Source organism: Streptomyces sp. RLA012, assembly GCF_056270325.1.
The window spans coordinates 4,586,837-4,605,253 of record NZ_JBWDPA010000002.1; the positions used below are offsets into that span (position 1 = coordinate 4,586,837).

General features: G+C 71.9%; 12 protein-coding genes and 1 riboswitch. Of the genes, 6 read left to right on the forward strand and 6 right to left on the reverse strand.

Annotated features, from left to right (window positions below):
• Positions 1-312 precede the first annotated feature (312 nt).
• Genes RV986_RS20735 through RV986_RS20745 form a run of 3 tightly spaced genes read right to left on the reverse strand, consistent with a single transcriptional unit; the run spans position 313 to position 5,212 of the window.
• Entirely contained in the window at positions 313-1,548 is a 1,236-nt protein-coding gene (locus RV986_RS20735; RefSeq protein WP_475918849.1) for a vWA domain-containing protein, read from the reverse strand.
• Entirely contained in the window at positions 1,545-4,013 is a 2,469-nt protein-coding gene (locus RV986_RS20740) for a DUF5682 family protein (protein WP_475918850.1), read from the reverse strand. Before RV986_RS20740 ends, RV986_RS20735 begins: the two co-directional genes overlap by 4 nt.
• Positions 4,010-5,212 carry an ATP-binding protein gene (locus RV986_RS20745; RefSeq protein ID WP_475918851.1) on the reverse strand — a complete coding sequence of 401 codons (1,203 nt, stop codon included), beginning with the start codon at positions 5,210-5,212 and terminating at the stop codon, positions 4,010-4,012. Before RV986_RS20745 ends, RV986_RS20740 begins: the two co-directional genes overlap by 4 nt.
• 134 nt (positions 5,213-5,346) lie before the next feature.
• On the opposite strand from RV986_RS20745, the gene RV986_RS20750 reads away from it, so the two are divergent.
• Both RV986_RS20750 and RV986_RS20755 read left to right on the forward strand, forming a co-directional pair.
• Complete coding sequence (locus RV986_RS20750) at positions 5,347-6,702, forward strand: SWIM zinc finger family protein (RefSeq protein ID WP_475918852.1); 1,356 nt, start codon at positions 5,347-5,349, stop codon at positions 6,700-6,702.
• Positions 6,703-6,802: 100 nt separating this feature from the next.
• The gene (locus RV986_RS20755; protein ID WP_475918853.1) at positions 6,803-8,449 is read left to right on the forward strand and encodes a DUF5691 domain-containing protein; all 1,647 of its coding nucleotides are present in this window, start codon (positions 6,803-6,805) and stop codon (positions 8,447-8,449) included.
• 172 nt (positions 8,450-8,621) lie between these two features.
• Here the strand turns inward: RV986_RS20755 and RV986_RS20760 are convergent, their stop codons facing one another.
• Complete coding sequence (locus tag RV986_RS20760; protein ID WP_405880233.1) at positions 8,622-9,038, reverse strand: cobalamin B12-binding domain-containing protein; 417 nt, start codon at positions 9,036-9,038, stop codon at positions 8,622-8,624.
• Positions 9,039-9,494: 456 nt separating this feature from the next.
• Here RV986_RS20760 and RV986_RS20765 point away from each other — a divergent pair, with 456 nt between their 5' ends.
• Complete coding sequence (locus RV986_RS20765) at positions 9,495-10,376, forward strand: esterase/lipase family protein (RefSeq protein WP_475918854.1); 882 nt, start codon at positions 9,495-9,497, stop codon at positions 10,374-10,376.
• A 303-nt stretch (positions 10,377-10,679) separates the two neighbouring features.
• Positions 10,680-12,221, forward strand: coding sequence for a M23 family metallopeptidase (locus RV986_RS20770; RefSeq protein ID WP_475918855.1), 1,542 nt, complete (start codon positions 10,680-10,682; stop codon positions 12,219-12,221).
• Between the two features lie 48 nt (positions 12,222-12,269).
• On the opposite strand, the gene RV986_RS20775 is transcribed toward RV986_RS20770, so the two are convergent.
• Positions 12,270-14,852, reverse strand: a complete 2,583-nt coding sequence (locus tag RV986_RS20775; protein WP_475918856.1) for an ATP-dependent DNA helicase — start codon at positions 14,850-14,852, stop codon at positions 12,270-12,272.
• Positions 14,853-15,125: 273 nt separating this feature from the next.
• Positions 15,126-15,298: riboswitch (cyclic di-AMP (ydaO/yuaA leader) on the forward strand.
• Between the two features lie 8 nt (positions 15,299-15,306).
• Between RV986_RS20775 and RV986_RS20780 the strand changes: the two genes are divergently transcribed.
• Positions 15,307-16,503 (forward strand): C40 family peptidase, encoded by a 1,197-nt coding sequence (locus tag RV986_RS20780; RefSeq protein WP_475918857.1) that lies wholly within the window; start codon positions 15,307-15,309, stop codon positions 16,501-16,503.
• Positions 16,504-16,599: 96 nt separating this feature from the next.
• On the forward strand, positions 16,600-17,574 hold the full coding sequence (locus tag RV986_RS20785; protein ID WP_475918858.1) for a tellurite resistance/C4-dicarboxylate transporter family protein: 975 nt from the start codon (positions 16,600-16,602) through the stop codon (positions 17,572-17,574).
• A 114-nt stretch (positions 17,575-17,688) separates the two neighbouring features.
• Here the strand turns inward: RV986_RS20785 and RV986_RS20790 are convergent, their stop codons facing one another.
• Complete coding sequence (locus tag RV986_RS20790; RefSeq protein ID WP_475918859.1) at positions 17,689-18,042, reverse strand: hypothetical protein; 354 nt, start codon at positions 18,040-18,042, stop codon at positions 17,689-17,691.
• Positions 18,043-18,417 lie beyond the last annotated feature (375 nt).

Below are 18,417 nucleotides of genomic sequence, written 5' to 3' on the forward strand. Positions count from 1 at the left end.
CGTCTCGCAGGTTATCGCCGCGGGACGCGGGTCCCTAAATCGCAGGTCACACCTGAGCGGTGATACCTGTCACAGATCTGGCCGGGACAGGGCCTCACCAGGCCGGGGCTTAACCGGTGAGGCCTCGCGAACCGCCCCGAAGGGGACCAGCACCCACCGGGTGCGAGCCGCAGCGGGGCCCGGTCGCCCGGCAGAGTGGCGGCATACGCATCAGCGGCGCCGCACACCCCGCCCGCCGCCCCGGCCGAGGTCGCGCAAGGCTCCTCCCGCCGACCCTACCGACGGGTATTGATGTGCGCTTTTCCGCTCTCCTCACGCGGTGTCCGGTATCGGGAGCGGACGCCTCTCGATCGCCGCCGCCATCACCTCGGGAAACAGATCGGGCGTGCAGGCGAACGCCGGTGCGTCCAGCCCCGCGAGCGCCGCCGCGTGCTCCCGGTCGTACGCGGGCGCCCCCTCGTCGGACAGCGCCAGCAGCGTCACGAACTGCACCCCGGACGCCTTCATCGCCGCGACCCGCTTCAGCATCTCGTTCCGGATGCCCCCTTCGTAGAGGTCGCTGATGAGGACGACCACCGTGTCGGCGGGCCGGGTGATCTGCGACTGGCAGTACGCGAGCGCCCGGTTGATGTCCGTACCGCCGCCGAGCTGGGTGCCGAAGAGGACGTCGACCGGGTCGTCGAGCTGGTCGGTGAGGTCCACGACGGCCGTGTCGAAGACGACGAGCCGGGTGGCGATGGACCGCATCGACGCGAGGACGGCCCCGAACACCGACGCGTACACGACCGACGCCGCCATCGACCCCGACTGGTCGATACAGAGGACGACCTCCTTCTTCACGGACTGCGAGGCACGTCCGTAGCCGATCAGCCGCTCGGGCACGATCGTGCGGTACTCGGGGAGGTAGTGCTTCAGGTTCGCCGCGATCGTGCGGTTCCAGTCGATGTCGTGGTGACGGGGGCGGGTGACGCGGGCGCTGCGGTCCAGGGCGCCGGTGAGGGTGGCCCGGGTGCGGGTGGCGAGCCGCTTCTCCAGATCCTCGACGACCTTGCGCACGACGGCCCGCGCCGTTTCCTTCGTCGTCTCCGGCATGGCCTTGTTGAGGGAGAGCAACGTGCCCACCAGGTGCACATCGGCCTCCACCGCCTCCAGCATCTCCGGCTCCAGCAGCAGGGCGGACAGCCCGAGCCGGTCGATGGCGTCCCGCTGCATGACCTGTACGACGGACGAGGGGAAGTACGTCCGGATGTCCCCGAGCCAGCGCGCGACGGACGGCGCGGACGCCCCCAGCCCCGCCGAACGGTCCCGCCCCGGCTGCCCCGTACCCCCCTTCTTCCCGTACAACGCGGTGAGCGCCCCGTCCATCGCGGCGTCCTGCCCCGAGAGCGCGCACCCGGTACCGTCCGCCTCCTCGCCCCCGAGCACCAGCCGCCACCGCCGCAGCCGCTCGCCTGCATCGGCATGGGCATGGGCATCGGCATCGGCATGGGCATCGGCATGGGCATCGGTGTCGGTCGATCCGGTCGCTTCCACCGGTACCGCTGTCATCGGGCCACCTCCACACAGCTGTTGTCGTCGGACTCGTCCAGGCCCAGCAGCAGACTCAGCACCGGCAGGACGGCATCCGCCCGCTCGGCGTCGAGTTCGGGGGCGAAGCCGGGTATGCCGGAGGTGGCGGCCGCGGCGCTCCCCCGCGCCCCCGGGCCGCGCCGGACCAGCTCACCCAGCGTCCTGCGCACCCCGGCCTCGTACGCGGAGAACGTACGGCGCAGCAGCGGCAGCACATCCGTGAACGCCTCCGCCGGCACCCCGGTCAGCCATGCGTCGACCAGCCCGAGCAGACGCTCGTCGTGCACGAGCAGCATCCCGCCCCCGGAGCCACCGCCGACGAACCCCTCGATCCACGCGGCCGCGTCCCCGGGCGCCGTCCCCGGCGACAGCACCAGCCCCATGAGCAGCGCGGCCTCGTCCTGCCCCAACTCGCCGTCGTCCAGCAGCAGTCGTACCGCCCGGCCGCGGATCACTCCCGACACGGTGTCCCGCCCGGTCAGCACCCGAAGCACGGAGTGCCAGCGATCGCGCATCCCGCCGGAGGACGGCGTACCGGCGGAGGACGGCGTACCGCCGGAGGACGGCGTACCGGCGGAGGACGGCGTGCTGCCGGAGAAGGACGTGCTGCCGGAAGGCGGCGTGTCGGCAGCAGGAGTCGTGATCGCCTCCCCCAGCAGCCCCACCGCGCCGTGCACCGCGTCCACATGGCGTCGCATGTCCTCGGCTGCCTCGGCGTCGAGGCCCGCGCAGGCCGGCGGGAGGCCGACGAAGATCCGTTCGGCGAGGCCCGCGGCGACGTCCGTGAGGGCGTGTGTGTCCGTGCCGCGCACATCGCCGTAGCGCAGCGAGCGGACCAGCGCGGGCAGAGCCTGGGCGAGGTGGCCGACATCCGCGTCCAGGGCCGCCCGGTCGGCGAGGACTCGCATCACCACGGGCAGCGCGTCCGGCAGTTCGGCGAGCAGACAGCGCTCGGCGAGCGCGGTGACATCGGCCAGGGAGGGGGCGGCGAGGGCGTCCGCCTCGGCCTTGCCCGTCGCCGCCGACAGTACGGTCGTGCCCCAGACCCCGGCCTCGGCGACCCGAACGGACAGCTCCGGCTCCCAGCGCAGCCGCCAGGTCTCCCGGAAGGTGCCGGTGCTGCCGCGCGAGGCGGTGGGCTCGCCCCAGTCGACACCGAGCAGCCGCAGCCGGTGCAGGAGCCTGCTCCGCCCGGCGTCGGTCTCGCCCCGCAGGTCCAGCTCCATCTCCCGCTCCAGCGGATCCGGTTTGAGGCGCAACCGCTTCTGCGACCGCGCGAGGTCGCGCTGCAACGGCACCGCGGGAGCGGACTCCGGCACCTCGCCCAGGACGTCGCCGACCACGAGCCGGTCGTGCACGAGCCCCAGCGGCACGTCCGAGCCCTCGCACATCACGGCCCGTACGGCATCGGTGGTCTCGGACAGCCCCGGCAGCGGGCGGCCGCGCATCGCGGCAAGCGTGTCGGCCAGCCGTACCGCCTCGATGACGTGCGCGGACGACACCATCCGGTCCTCGTCGCGCAGCAGCCGGGCCACCTTCGTCATCCAGCGCTCGACGGGGCGGTCGGGGGCGGCGAACAGATGCCCGTACCAACCCGGCGAGTCGATGCCCGCGCCGTACCCGCTGACCCGGGACAGCCGACGGTGGGTCCAGGGCACCCATGTCAGGTCGGCCTTCGTCCTGGGCAGGCCCTTGAGCAGCGCCCGGTCCGCGGCGACCGTGGTCCTGCGCCGCAGCGCGGGCACGTGCCAGGCCCCGCACACCACGGCCACGGCGTCCCCGAACTCCCGCTGCGCGGCCCGCAGCTGGAGTCGCATGTGCGCCTCCCGCACCAGGTCCCGGTCGTGTCCCCCCACCCCGTACGTCTCCCGCAGCGCCCCCATCGCCTCCTCCAGCGCGGTGAACGGCGCGAACGGGTCGGCCCCGCCGCCGGCCCCGCGCCGGTGCTCGACCACGTCCTCCCACCAGCGCTCGGGATCGTCGTGACCGGCTGTCTCGGCGAGCACGGCGAGGGGATCGATCCGCACGGCCTCGTCACCAGGTTGGGCGGGGGTCTGTGCGGGGGTCTGTGCGGGGGGCTGTGCGGGGGTCTGCGCGGGCGCGTCCTTCTCCCACGCCAGCGTGTGGCTCGCCGGGAGGTCGATGAAACGGGCCGGGACCCCGTGCTCCAGGGCCCACCGGATCGCCACCCACTCGGGTGAGAACTCGGCCAGCGGCCAGAAGGCGGAACGACCGGGCTCGTCCACGACATGGGCGAGGAGCGCGACGGGCGGACGCATGTCCTTCTCGGCGGCGAGCGGGATGAGCGCGTCCGCCTCCGGGGGCCCCTCGATCAGTACGACCTCGGGAGTCGCCGCCTCCAGCGCGGCCCGCACCGCCCGCGCCGACCCGGGCCCGTGATGCCGCACCCCCAGCAGCAAGGGACCCGTGTCGAAGACCGTCATGCGCTCACCTCCCGGCAGGCCCGGTAGAAGTCCTTCCAGCCGTCCCGTTCGCGGACCACCGCTTCCAGGTACTCCTGCCAGATCACCCGGTCGGCGGCCGGATCCCGGACGACGGCGCCGAGGATGCCCGCCGCGACGTCGGACGCGCGCAGGACACCGTCACCGAAGTGGGCGGCCAGGGCGAGACCGCTGGTGACGACGGAGATCGCCTCGGCGGTGGACAGGGTGCCGCTGGGCGACTTCAGTTTCGTACGCCCGTCTGCCGTGACTCCGCCGCGCAGTTCGCGGAAGACGGTGACGACGCGGCGGATCTCCTCGATGCCCTCGGGCACGGCGGGCAGGTCGAGGGAGCGGCCGATCTGCTCGACGCGGCGCGAGACGATGTCGACCTCGGCGTCCGCGCTCTCCGGCAATGGCAGCACCACCGTGTTGAAGCGCCGGCGCAGGGCGCTGGACAGCTCGTTCACCCCGCGGTCGCGGTCGTTGGCCGTGGCGATCAGGTTGAAACCGCCGACGGCCTGCACCTCCTGCCCCAGTTCCGGTATCGGCAAGGTCTTTTCGGAGAGGATCGTGATCAGCGTGTCCTGGACGTCGGCCGGGATGCGGGTCAGCTCCTCGACGCGGGCCGTCATCCCCTCCGCCATGGCCCGCATGACCGGGCTCGGCACGAGCGCGTCCCGGCTCGGGCCGTGCGCGAGCAGCCGCGCGTAGTTCCACCCGTACCGGATCGCCTCCTCCGGTGTGCCGGCCGTGCCCTGCACCAGCAGGGTCGAGTCGCCGCTGACCGCCGCGGCCAGATGCTCGGACACCCAGGTCTTCGCGGTGCCGGGCACGCCGAGCAGGAGCAGGGCGCGGTCGGTGGCGAGCGTGGTGACGGCGACCTCGACGATGCGGCGCGGTCCCACGTACTTCGGCGTGATCACCGTGCCGTCCGGCAGGGTGCCGCCCTGCAGATAGGTGGCCACCGCCCACGGCGACAGCCGCCAGCGGGCCGGTCGGGGCCGGTCGTCCTGTGCGGCCAGCGCGGCGAGTTCGGCGGCGAAGGCGTGCTCGGCATGCGGCCGCAGCGCCTCGCCCGCGGGCGGATCGACGGACGCTCGACGATCGGACGCCTGCCCAACGGGCTTCGGCTCAACGGACGTCGACTCAATAGGCCCAACGGGCTCAACGGGCTCAACGGACTCAACGGGCACGGACATGGCTCGCTCCCCCTCCGGCTCGGCCGGTCTCGGATCTGGTTCCACGGTGCACCACGCCACTGACAATGCGCGCTGACCTGCGCAAACGTACTCGCGAAGGTGGATTGTCAGTGGCGGGACCTACCTTCGATGACATGACTCAGCAGGGGGTGCGCTGGACGGCGGATCAGGTGCTGGCACTGGCTCCTGACGTGGCGTCATGCAAGGCGGGCAGCAGACTCGGCGCGGCCGGTCCGTGGTCCGAGGCAGGCAGTTCGGACGAGGGGACGGTGTGGGGACTGTGCAGGGGAAGTGGCAGCAAGCCTTATCAGACGGTCATCGACATCGCGGACTCCGCGGGGCCCGCGTACAAGTGCAGTTGCCCGAGCCGGAAGTTCCCGTGCAAACACGCGCTGGGACTGCTGCTGCTCTGGGCGGGCGAGGACGGCACGGTGCCGCGGGGCCAGGCACCGGACTGGGCGGAGCAGTGGATAGAGGGGAGAAGAGGGCGAGCCGAGAAGAAGAGGACGACGGGCGGGGCATCTGGGACGGCGTCACCGGCTGACCCGGAGGCGGCGCGGCGCAGGGCGGAGCGGCGGGCCGAGCGGATCACCGCGGGGGCGGCCGAGCTGGAGCAGCGGTTGGCGGACCTGCTGCGCGGCGGCCTCGCGGCGGCCGAGCAGGCGGGGTACGGGATGTGGGAGGAGACGGCGGCGCGCATGGTCGACGCGCAGGCGCCCGGACTGGCGGCCCGGGTGCGGGAGTTGGGGGCGATCCCTTCCTCCGGACCCGGCTGGCCGGTGCGACTGCTGGAGGAGTGCGCGCTGCTCCACCTCCTCGACCAGGGCTGGCTGCGCCGCGAGCGGCTGCCGGACGGGCTGGCCGCGACGGTCCGCTCGCGGGTGGGGCTGCCCGGTGCGGCGGACGGGCCTCCGGTGCGGGACCGCTGGCTGGTCCTCGCCCAGTACGACATGGCGGACAGCCGGCTCACGACCCGCAGGATCTGGCTGTACGGCGCGGGCTCCGACCGCACCGCTCTGCTCCTTTCCTATGGGGCCGCCGGCCGCGCACCGGAGCTGACACTGCCCGTGGGCCTGGCCTTCGAGGCGGAGGTGTCCGCGTACCCGGGGGCGGGGCAGCTCCGAGCGGCCCTGCGCGAACAGTTCACGCCGCCGGCACCCGTGCCGCTGCGTCCACCGGGGGTGACCACACCCGAGGCGGCGGCTCGCTACGGCGAGGCTCTGCGGGCCGACCCCTGGCTCGACTCCTACCCGGTCACGCTGGCCGGGGTGATACCCACGCCCGACGGCGACACCTGGCAGCTGGCGGACGCCGAGGGCGACTTCGCCCTCCCGGTCGCGCTCTCCGGCCTCTCCCGTCCCGGTCTGTGGCGCCTTGCCGCCCTCTCCGGCGGCGCCCCCGTCACGGTCTTCGGCGAGTGCGGCCACCGTGGCTTCACCCCGCTGACGGCCTGGCCGGAGGGGGAAGGAGAGGCGGTGTCCCTGTGCTGACCACCGCCACCACTCCCGTCACCACTCCCGTCACCACTCCCGTCACCACTCCCGTCACCACTCCCGTCACCGCCACCACTCCCATAAGGAAAGGACGCTCATGAACACGACCTCCGCCTCCGCGGGCGCGCCCGTCGGCGGTTCCTGGGAGGAGCTCGTCACGATGGCGCTGCTCGGGACCGAGCGACGTACGCCTCCGGGGTGGGCGGCCGGGCGTGAGGCACCCGTGGCCCTGCTGGACGCGGCCGCCGCGGAAACCCTGCGGCGGCGGGCCGGGGTGCGGGCCGCGCGGGCGGCCGCCCGGCCCGCACCCGCGGCGCCGGACCCCCGGCCGTCCCTCCCGCCCGCCGCGGCCCGCCGGCTCGCGATGCTGCTGGCGGACCGGCCCGGCACGGGAGGCGGCGGCCGCAGGGGCTCGGCACCCGACCTCATGGAGCTGCTGCCCCAGTGGCTCGCGCTGGCGCGGGCCCGTGGTTTCGCGGCGCCCCCGGAAACCCTGCCCGCGCTCCTCGACGCGGCCCGGGGCCGCACGGACCTGCGACCGGCCGTGCTGGCCTTCGCCGGACCGCGCGCCCTGTGGCTCGCCCGGCTGAACCCGGACTGGCGGTTCGCACTGCGTGCCGTACCGGGCGGCGACACCGCGCTGCCGGGCCCCGGGGACCCCGAGCGCACCCGACAGCTCTGGCAGGAGGGTCTCTTCGCCGAACGGGTCGCGCTGCTCGCCGCGATCCGTTCCCAGGACCCCACGGCCGCACGCGAGTTGCTCGCCACCACCTGGCCGACGGAGCGGGCCGAGGACCGGCTGATGTTCCTCGATTCGCTGCGGTCGGGGCTGTGCGCGGCGGACGAGCCGTTCCTGGAGCGGGCGCTCACCGACCGGAGCCGCAATGTGCGGGCCACGGCGGCGGAGCTGCTGTCCGCGCTGCCCGATTCGGCGCTCGCCGCGCGGATGGCGGCCCGGGCCGGTTCGTGCGTGGCCGTCGACCGTACCGGCGGCGCGCCCTCGATCGTCGTCGAGGCACCGCACGAGTGCGACGCGAGCATGGAGCGGGACGGCGTCGTGCCGAAGGCTCCGGCCGGACGAGGGGAACGGTCGTGGTGGCTGGGCCAGTTGGTCGAATCGGCCCCGCTGGGGACCTGGTCACGGCGGCTCGGAGGGCGTACGCCGGAGGAGATCGTGGCGCTTCCGGTGACGGACGACTGGCAGGCCGAACTGCATGCCGCGTGGTGCCGGGCGGCGGTGCGGCAGCGGGACCCCGGCTGGTCCCGGGCGCTCCTCGGGGCACCGTCCGCCCCGGAGGCCGGCGGGCCGGGGGCGGTGTCGCTGGCCGAGCGGTCGAAACTGCTCGCCACGCTGGGGCCCGCCGAGCGGGCCGAGTGGGTGGCCGGGTTCATCGCCACCCACGGGCTGTCCGAGGCGTTTCAGCTGCTCGGAGTCTGTGCGGTGCCCTGGGCGGGGCCCTTGGGGCGGGCGGTGGTCGACGCGCTCAATATCGCGCGGGACGCGGGGAGCTATCCGTGGAGTTTCAGTGGGGTGATGGGGCTGGCCGAGCGGTGCCTCGATCCAGCGGAGGCGGGGCGTCTGGACGGGCTCACCGCGGTTCCGGACGAGTCGGAGAACGCGGCGCCCGGTGCCGGGGGGTACTGGGCCGAGGCCTTCCAACGCCTCGTCACCACGTTGCGTCTGCGCGCGGCGATGGCCTCGGAGATGGAGGCTGCGCCTCTTTACCGGGCCGCGCCTCTTTAGGGGGCCGCGCCTCTACAGGGGGCCGCGCCTCTATAGGGGCGCGAGGAACTGCGCGCCCAGCCCCCACCCACCCGCAGCCGCCCCACTACCGAAGGGAACCGCTACCAAAGGGAACCGCTACCGAAAGGAACCGCAGCGGCACGAGACGAACCCGTTCCCCGCCGGAGAGACGCTACGCCCCGGCCGGCTGCCTGACATTCGCCCTGACCCAGTCCACGATCGACGCGGTCGTCGCACCCGGTGTGAAGATCTCGGCGACGCCCTTCTCCTTCAGCGGCGCGATGTCCGCCTCCGGGATGATCCCGCCGCCGAACACCTTGATGTCCTCCGCGTCGCGCTCCTTGAGGAGCTCGATGACGGCGGCGAACAGGGTGTTGTGGGCGCCGGAGAGGATCGAGAGCCCGATCGCGTCGGCGTCCTCCTGGATCGCGGTGTCGACGATCTGCTCGGGGGTCTGGTGAAGGCCGGTGTAGATGACCTCCATACCGGCGTCGCGCAGCGCCCGCGCGATCACCTTGGCACCACGATCGTGGCCGTCGAGCCCCGGCTTGGCCACCACCACGCGGATCGGACCGGCTGCCACACCCATCACTGCCTCCATGAACGGACTTCGTCGACCGCCCCGGTCCGCACCGGCCGGGCAAGTGAACGAACGTTATCGTCAGATCCGTGCAAAGTGCAGTTTCCCGCTGAAGACCGAGGGGGAAATCACACGGTGGGACACATTAGCCGCGCACCGCTCCGCGTTTCTGCGGCACACGCGCCGCAGAGATCTGCGACGCGCGGGCCACGGCCGGAGCCTGCGCAAGGAGAGCCGCCAGCGGGTGGCGGCACCGTCGTCGCGGCAGGGAGCCGCGGCGGCGGTGCGGCGCACCGGCGGGAGCACGACGGTGGGGATTCCCCGCGCGTCATCGGCGCACCGCGCGCCGGCGACGCACCGTCGGCGACCGCCCGCGCCATCGCCATCTGTCACCACCACCGCGGCTTTCCACGAGGGCACACGGGGGACAGAGCGGTCCCGACGCGTGCCGACTGGAGGTCGGCCATGAAGGTCACCGGGGCGCAGTTGCCCTTTCTCCTTCTCCGTCAGCGCCTGCTGCCCAGCAGGCTGGCAGGGCTCTCGATGGCCCTGCTGAAGGCCACGGCCCTGGAGATCGCGATCCTCGCCGGGCACCTCCTCCTCTATCCGTCCGGCATCGCCCCCGAGCGCCGCACGGCCCCTGTGCCCCTCTCCCCCGATGCCACCCGGCTGCCCACCGAGGCCAAACCCCCGGTCGTCCTGCTGCACGGCTTCATCGACAACCGCTCGGTCTTCGTCCTGCTGCGCCGCAGTCTCGCGCAGCACGGCGGGCGGCACATCGAGTCGCTCAACTACTCGCCGCTGACCTACGACATCCGCGCCGCCGCGGAGCTGCTGGGCCGGCACATAGAGGACATCTGCGAGCGCACGGGGCACGAGCGGGTGGACATCGTCGGGCACAGCCTCGGCGGACTGATAGCGCGGTACTACGTGCAACGCCTCGGCGGTGACCTGCGCGTCCGCACCCTGGTCACCCTCGGCACGCCGCACGGTGGCACGCGGGTCGTCCCGTTGATGAACGCTCACCCGATCGTCCGCCAGATGCGTCCGGACTCCGAGGTGATCGAGGAGCTGCGCAGACCCGCGCCGGACTGCCGTACACAGTTCGTGAGCTTCTGGAGCGACCTCGACCATCTGATGGCCCCGCTGGAGACGGCCGCCATCGACCACCCGGACCTGCTCGTGCAGAACGTCCAGGTGAGTGGAATCGGACATCTCGCCCTTCCGGTCCATCCCGCCGTCGCCGCCGGGATACGACAGGCACTCGACTCCGAGGAGACGGCAGCCCGCACGCCCGCCGCCGCCACGGTCGCCGCCGCCGACACCGGCGGTCTGACAGTGGCGTAACCCCACGGGGCGGCCGAAGAACGACCGCGGGGCGACCACGGGGCCGAACACCGGACCGAGCACACGCCCGATATCGGCCCTGAAGCAGTCCGGGAGCGACTCGACAACGCCCGGAAAGGCGCCCCGACTTCGAACAGTAATCGAACTCAAGGCCAAAGCCGTGCCCGCACTCCCCCGAAACACGGCCGAATGCCCGTTTCCCGAGCGGAGGAAACCTGCCGAAGATTGTCGCGCCCGCGTACTGCCGGGTACAGTCGCCGCACTGCTCTGCCAGCCCCTGTTGTCGAGGCGAAAGAGAAGTTGGTGAACGACCGTCACCCGTCGGGGACCGTAACTCCCCCGGCTCCGGCTTCCGATGCCGCCTCGGCGCACTACGCGTCGTACGGTGGCCAGGAAGCCCAGTACGGCGACTTCACCACGTACGACAGCTACCCCACCGGCACCTACGCGACCGGGAGCTTCGAGACCACGAGCTTCCAGAGCGACCCGCTCTTCGGTGACATGTCGGGCGGCGACGGCACGGGTGCGTACGACGCCACCCAGTGGCACACCGGCAGTCACCAGACGCCGAACTACGACCCGTACGCGGCACAGCACCAGGCCGCGTACGACACCGGCGCCTACGACGCGACCGCCTGGGCGACCGGTTACCAGCAGCTCGCCGACATCCCCGCCCAGCACCCGGGCCCCGACATCTCGGGCCAGTGGGACGCGGCCGCCTGGCTCCAGGCCGAGCAGACCGGCCAGACGCAGCAGTGGACCTCGCACACCCAGGAGACGGGTGCGTACGACGCCACGCAGTGGAACGGCACCGGCGACCACACCGCGTACGAGCCGCACGAGGCCTACGAGCAGCACACGTCCACCGAGGTGTACGAGCAGCAGGCGTCCACCGACGCGTACGAGCAGCAGCCCGCGCCCGAGTCCGACGTCGACCCCGAGCCCTTCGACCAGCAGGCGACCGCCACCTTCGAACAGGTGACGTACGAGCAACCCGCCGCCGCGGAGGACGAGTTCGAGGACGCAGGAGACACGCACGACACGCCGTTGCTCGACGACATGGAAGAGGTCATCCCGGCGCCCCGCGCCGCGAACCGGTCGGCCTCCCGTTCCCGCCGTCGCACCCCGGCGAAGCGTTCCGCCTTGCTGACCGTCGCCGTCCCCTCGGCCTGTGTGATGGGGGTCGCGGGGATCGCCGCCGCCTCCGTGGGCACGGTCGGCGGGAGCGACAGCAAGGACACGACCCTCAGCGCGTCCGACGGAACCGCGGTGAAGCCCTCGGCCGCCAACAACAAACTGGACACCCAGCTCCAGGGCCTTTCCGCGGGTGCGGACGACTTCGCCGACCGGGCCAGCCGGACGCAGGAACGTATCGACCTCAAGGCTCAGCAGGTCGCCGAGAAGCAGAAGGCGGCGGCGGAGGCGGCCCGCAAGGAGCGGCTGCGGCCGAAATTCGTCCTTCCGGTCACGCAGAAGGGCCTCAGCGCGTACTTCGGCCAGGCCGGCATCAACTGGATGTCCGTGCACACGGGCATCGACTTCCCGGTGTCGTACGGCACGACGGTGATGTCCGCGACCGACGGCACCGTACGGACGCAGTGGAACAGCGCGTACGGGAACATGGCGATCGTCACCGCGAAGGACGGCACGGAGACCTGGTACTGCCACCTCTCCAGCTACAGGGTGCCGTCGGGGACGGTCGTGAAGGCCGGTGAGCCGATCGCGTACTCCGGGAACTCCGGGAACTCGACCGGGCCGCATCTGCACTTCGAGGTCCGTCCCGCCGGCGGTTCGGCGATCGACCCGCTGCCGTGGCTGCGCAGCCACGACCTGGACCCGACGTAACCGGTAACCCCACCGATCCGCCGGGCTCCCGAGCCGCCGCCCCCGGAGCTACAGCTTCTCCACCGGCGCGTACCGCAGCAGCAACCGCTTCGGCTTCGCCTCGCCGAAGTCGACCGTCGCCTCCGCGTTCGCACCCGTCCCCTTCACACCGACCACCGTGCCCAGCCCGAACTGGTCGTGGGTGACCCGGTCGCCGACCGCCAGCGAGACCACCGGCTTCTCGGAGACCCCACGGCGCGTCGCGAAGCCGGAGGCGCCGGACGCCGTGGACCGCGAGCGCGAGGACGACAGCGAGGAGGACAGCGACGCGGCCACACCGGAGACGGGCCCCGAGGACACGGGAGCGGTCGCACCGGTGCGCTTCCACTCCAGGTGCGTGTCCGGGATCTCCTCCAGGAAGCGGGACGGCGGATTGTACGAGGGCTGGCCCCAGGCGCTGCGCATGGACGACCGGGTGAGGTACAGCCGCTCCCGCGCGCGCGTGATGCCGACGTACGCGAGGCGCCGCTCCTCCTCCAGCTCCTTGACCTGGCCCAGTGCGCGCATGTGCGGGAAGACGCCGTCCTCCATGCCGGTGAGGAAGACGACCGGGAACTCCAGACCCTTGGCGGTGTGCAGGGTCATCAGGGTGATGACTCCGTTGCCGTCCTCCTCGTCCGGGATCTGGTCGGAGTCGGCGACGAGCGCGACCCGCTCCAGGAAGGCGGAGAGCCCACCGGACGCCGCGCCCGCGCCTGCTCCCGCGCCTGCTCCCGCGCCCACTCCCGTCCCCGGGCCTGCCCCCGCGTCGCCCTCCGCGGCCTCGGCGGCGCCGGACTCCTGCTCGAACTCCAGTGCCACGGCGGCAAGTTCCTGGAGGTTCTCGATACGGGTCTCGTCCTGCGGATCGGTCGAGGCCTGCAGCTCGGCGAGATAGCCGGTGCGCTCCAGGACCGCCTCCAGGACGGTCGCCGGGCCCGCGCCGGACTCGACGATCGTACGGAGGTCCTCCATGAGCGTGTTGAACCGCTTCACGGCGTTCGTCGACCGCGCCGCCATCCCGTACGCCTCGTCGACGCGGCGCAGCGCCTGCGGGAAGCTGATCCGCTCGCGCTGCGAGAGCGCGTCGATCATGGCCTCCGCGCGCTCGCCGATGCCGCGCTTGGGGACGTTCAGGATGCGGCGCAGCGGGACCGAGTCCTCGGGGTTGGCCAGGACCCTGAGGTACGCGAGGACGTCCCGGACCTCCTTGCGCTCGTAGAAGCGGACGCCGCCGACGACCTTGTAGGGCAGGCCGACACGGATGAAGACTTCTTCGAAGACACGGGACTGGGCGTTCGTACGGTAGAAGACGGCGACGTCGCCCGCCTTGGCCTCGCCCGCGTCGGTGAGACGGTCTATCTCGTCGGCGACGAACTGGGCCTCGTCGTGCTCGGTGTCGGCGACATACCCGGTGATGTTCGAACCGGCGCCCGCGTTGGTCCACAGGTTCTTGGGGCGGCGGGATTCGTTGCGCTCGATGACCGCGTTGGCGGCGGACAGGATCGTCTGGGTCGAGCGGTAGTTCTGTTCGAGGAGGATCGTCGTCGCGTCCGGGTAGTCCTCCTCGAACTGGAGGATGTTGCGGATGGTCGCGCCGCGGAAGGCGTAGATCGACTGGTCGGCGTCGCCCACGACGCACAGCTCGGCGGGGCCGAGGTCGCCCGCGGCGGACGGCACGTCCTCGGGCCGGTCGTCGGCGGCGGCCGGGCCGACGAGCTCCCTGACCAGGGCGTACTGCGCGTGGTTCGTGTCCTGGTACTCGTCGACCAGGACGTGGCGGAAGCGGCGGCGGTAGTGCTCGGCGACGTCCGGGAAGGCGCGCAGCAGGTTGACCGTGGTCATGATCAGGTCGTCGAAGTCGAGCGCGTTGGCCTCACGCAGCCGCGACTGGTACATCGCGTAGGCCTGGGCGAGGGTCTTCTCGAAACCGTCGGCGGCCTGGGCGGCGAAGTCCTCCTCGTCGATCAGCTCGTTCTTCAGGTTCGAGATCTTGGCGCTGAAGGACTTCGGCGGGAAGCGCTTCGGATCGAGGTCCAGATCACGGCAGACGAGCGCCATCAGACGCTTGCTGTCGGCGGCGTCGTAGATCGAGAAGGACGACGTGAAGCCGAGCTGCTTGCTCTCCCGGCGCAGGATCCGCACACACGCGCTGTGGAAGGTCATCACCCACATCGCGTGGGCGCGCGGGCCGACGAGGTGCTCGACGCGCTCCTTCATCTCGCCCGCGGCCTTGTTCGTGAAGGTGATCGCGAGGATCTGGCCGGGGTGGACCTGGCGCTCGCCCAGCAGATGCGCGATCCGGTGCGTGAGCACCCGGGTCTTGCCGGAGCCGGCGCCGGCCACGATGAGCAGGGGGGAGCCGGAGTGCACCACGGCCGCACGCTGGTTCTCGTTCAGCCCGTCCAGCAGGGCCGCCGGGTCCACGGCGGGGCGGGGCGCGCCGTCGCGGTAGTACGCGTCCCGGCTCGCGGGCACGTCGAAACGGCCGCCGAACAAGTCGTCCGGAAGCGGCTCCGGCGCCCCGTCCTCGGGCGGCGGCGGGGGCTCTTCCTCGTGGGCCCCGGAGGGCTGGAGGTCCGCCAGGAAGCTGTCGTCAAAGAGGCTGCTCATCGCTCTCCGAGTTTAGGCCGCCCCACTGACAACCCGCGGCCACCCTGGAAACCCGACCGGTTTTTCCGTGGCCGCGGGCCGTCCCTCCCCCTCCGCACCCCGCCGTCACCGCCTAGATCCATTCCCTTACGGTCAGCCACGACCAGCGGCACCCAACATCAAGGTCACGAAAATGTATCGGGCATATCGCACATCAAACTTCACAGAACACTTATGAGTTGGCTAGCGTGCCCGGCAGACCGCTCGACAGCAACCGGCGAACGTCGTCGGGCCGTGCGGTCTCCGCCGAGTCCGGTACGCCCACGAGGCAGCCGGAGCCGGGGACCCAACCGACTTTGGGGTGAATCGGTCCAATTGTCCCACGGGGCAAGGACCGTAGGGCAAACCTTCCGGAAGCACCCGCCCGAACCCGACAGCTAACTCGGTAGGCGGAGGACGGAAGGAGTCGCCTCTCTTGGCGTCGCATCGCAAGTGGAGTCCTATGGGTACGCGCATAGCGGGTATACGGACCCCTGCCCTCGCCACGGCGGCCCTCACCTCCGTGGCCCTGCTCTCCCAGACGGCGAACGCCGCGCCCTCGGCCGATTCCAAGCCGAGCGTCGAAGAGGTCGAGAAGAAGGTCGACGACCTCTACCACCAGGCCGAGACGGCGACCGACAAGTACAACGCGACCCGGGAGAAGACCGCGCAGCAGCGCAAGCGGGTCGACTCCCTCCTCGACGACGTGGCCCAGCGCACCGAGAAGCTGAACACCGCGCGTGAGGAGCTGGGTTCGTTCGCCGCGGCCCAGTACCGCACCGGTGCCGCCGCCCCCGACACCGCGAGCTTCCTGCTGGCCGACAATCCGCAGGACTACTTCGACCAGACCCAGCTGATGGACCGTCTGACCACCCGCCAGAAGGCGGCCGTCGACGACTACGTCACCGAGCAGGCCGCCACCACGAAGAAGCGCGCGGAGGCCTCCGAGAGCCTGCAGACGCTCACCACGACGCAGAGCGCGCTGAAGACGTCCAAGGCCGACGTGCAGCGCAAGCTGGCGGAGGCGCGCGACCTGCTCTCCAAGCTGACCGCCGAGGAGAAGGCGCGGCTCGCGGCGATCGAGCAGAAGAAGCGGGAGGCGGCCGACCGCAAGGCGGCGGAGCTGGCGCAGCAACAGGCCGCGGCGGAGAAGAAGGCCCAGGAGGCGGCGGCCCAGCAGCAGACGGGCTCCGGCACCACAAGCACCTCCGGAACCACGGGGACCACCGGCACCACCGGGACCACCGGCACCTCGGCCACCGACGCCTCCTACACCGTCAAGGCCGACAAGGCCATCGCCTTCGCCCGCACCCAGATCGGCAAGCCGTACGTGTGGGGCGCGACCGGGCCGGGCTCGTACGACTGCTCCGGCCTCACCCAGGCCGCCTGGAAGGCCGCGGGCGTCAGCCTCCCGCGCACCACCTATGACCAGGTCAAAGCGGGCAGCACCGTCCCTCTCTCCGACATCAGGCCCGGTGACCTCGTCTTCTTCTACGACGACATCAGCCACGTCGGCCTGTACATCGGCAACGGCATGATGATCCACGCGCCCAAGCCGGGTGCGTACGTCCGCGAGGAGTCGATCTTCTACGGCGGCGAGTCGATCATCCACAGCGTGGTGCGTCCGGCGTAGCGCTACGGCGCCGGGCACGCGCGCGTGAGGGCTGATCGAGCTCCACGCGCGCGTGCCCCGCGGGCAACCCGCTCGAAGGTCCCTAGCATCGGGCCCATGCCAGCCACCTCCCCGCCCCGCATCTGGTCGGCCCGACTGCGCACCGGGTGGGCGGAGTGTTCGCCCGGCGCCGGAGCCGCCGTGCTGGCCACCGGCATCATCTCGGTCGGGCTGCGGCTGACCGGCCACGAGACGCTCTCCCGGATCGCGCTGGCCCTGACGGCCCTCGGCTGGCTCGGGCTCGCCGCGGACTTCGTCGTACGGCTGCTGCGCGAGCGGGAGCGGTGGGTCACGGAGGCCGGCACGCCCGCCGCGCTCACCGCGGTCGCGGCGACCACCGTGCTCGGCACCCGGCTGGTCGCGCTCGGCTGGGAGGTACCGGCCGAGGCCCTGCTCGCCCTGTCGGCCGTGCTCTGGCCCGGGCTGCTCCTCCTGGTCGTACGGCGTCTGCGGCCTCGTACGCCCGGAGCGGTGTTCCTCGGGTGTGTGGCCACGGAGGGGCTCGCGGTGCTGGCCGCCGCGCTCGCCCCGGCGGTACGCGCGGACTGGCTGGCGCACGCCGCGCTGGTGCTGTTCTGGCTGGGGATCGTGCTGTATGTGGTGGCGCTGCTGTACTTCGACTATCGCGAGGTCGCTGTGGGGGCCGGGGACCACTGGATCGCCGGCGGTGCGCTGGCCATCTCGGCGCTGGCCGGGGCGGAGCTGATCGGCGCACACCGGGCGAACCCGTACCTGTGGAACGACGACGACAACCGCGTGCTGCACGGCGTGAGCGGCGGCCTGCTCGCGCTCGCGCTGGGCTTCTACGTCGTCCTGGCCGTCGCGGAACTGCTGCGGCCTCGCCTGCGCCACGACGTGCGGCGCTGGGCGACCGTGTTCCCGATGGGCATGACGGCGGTGGCGGCCCTGTCGGTCGCGACCGCCCTCGACGTCCTGTGGCTCAAGGGGCTCGGACAGGTGCTGCTGTGGATCGCGGTGGCGGCGTGGCTGGTGGTGGCGGCCGGAACCGTCACGCGCCCGCGGGAGGCGTAGGCGTAGCACTCGCGGAAGGCACGGCGCTCACGGGAGGCACAGTGGTCGCGGAAGCCGCGGCCCTGGAGGGAGCCGTGGACCTGAGGGGAGAGAGCCGTGGACCTGGAGGAGCTGTCAGGTCCACAGCACCGCGATGAAGATGTTCGCCGTGGTCAGCAGCCCGACCAGCCCGAACAGGCCCTTCTCCACCTTCTCGTCGTCCCGCTTCACATAGACCAGGCCGAGGATCACGATCAGCAGGGCCAGTTTCACGCCGATCTTGATGGTGTTGACCGAGTGGTCGTCGGCCTGGTTGAGGCCGACGAGGACGACGCCCGTGACCAGCATGGTCAGCGCACCGTGCAGCATGGCGGGGACGAACCGGGCGGCGCCCTGGCCCATCGCCTTCATCTGGGTGAGGAAACCGCCGAGGAGCGAGGCGATGCCGATGATGTGCAGGCCGACGAAGAGATGGATGAGTACGTCCATGGAGCCGGAGCCTAATCGGCGGTACCGACGCCTCTTGTCACCGGCCCACCCCTTGAGGCCCCCTTGTCACCGAGCCACCCCGTGTACACCCCTAGCACCTGGGACGCTCGGCCGCGCCCGAACCGCCCCATCGATCATCACACAGCGTGAAGTCGACGCCCTCGGGCCGGGATCACGGCCACATACGGTCACCCGGCGATCCACTGGTGCCAGTTCCGTACATGGAGTTACCGAGACATCACTCTCAGGTTTAGCGTCCTCCACCAGGTGACCGGCTCCCCACCGCCGCCCGGGCCAGGGGCGGCAGTCGGCCACCACCGCCGAGAAAGGTCCGGCGGCGGCCCGCTCCCCCTGTGTGGGCCGCCGCCGGACGCG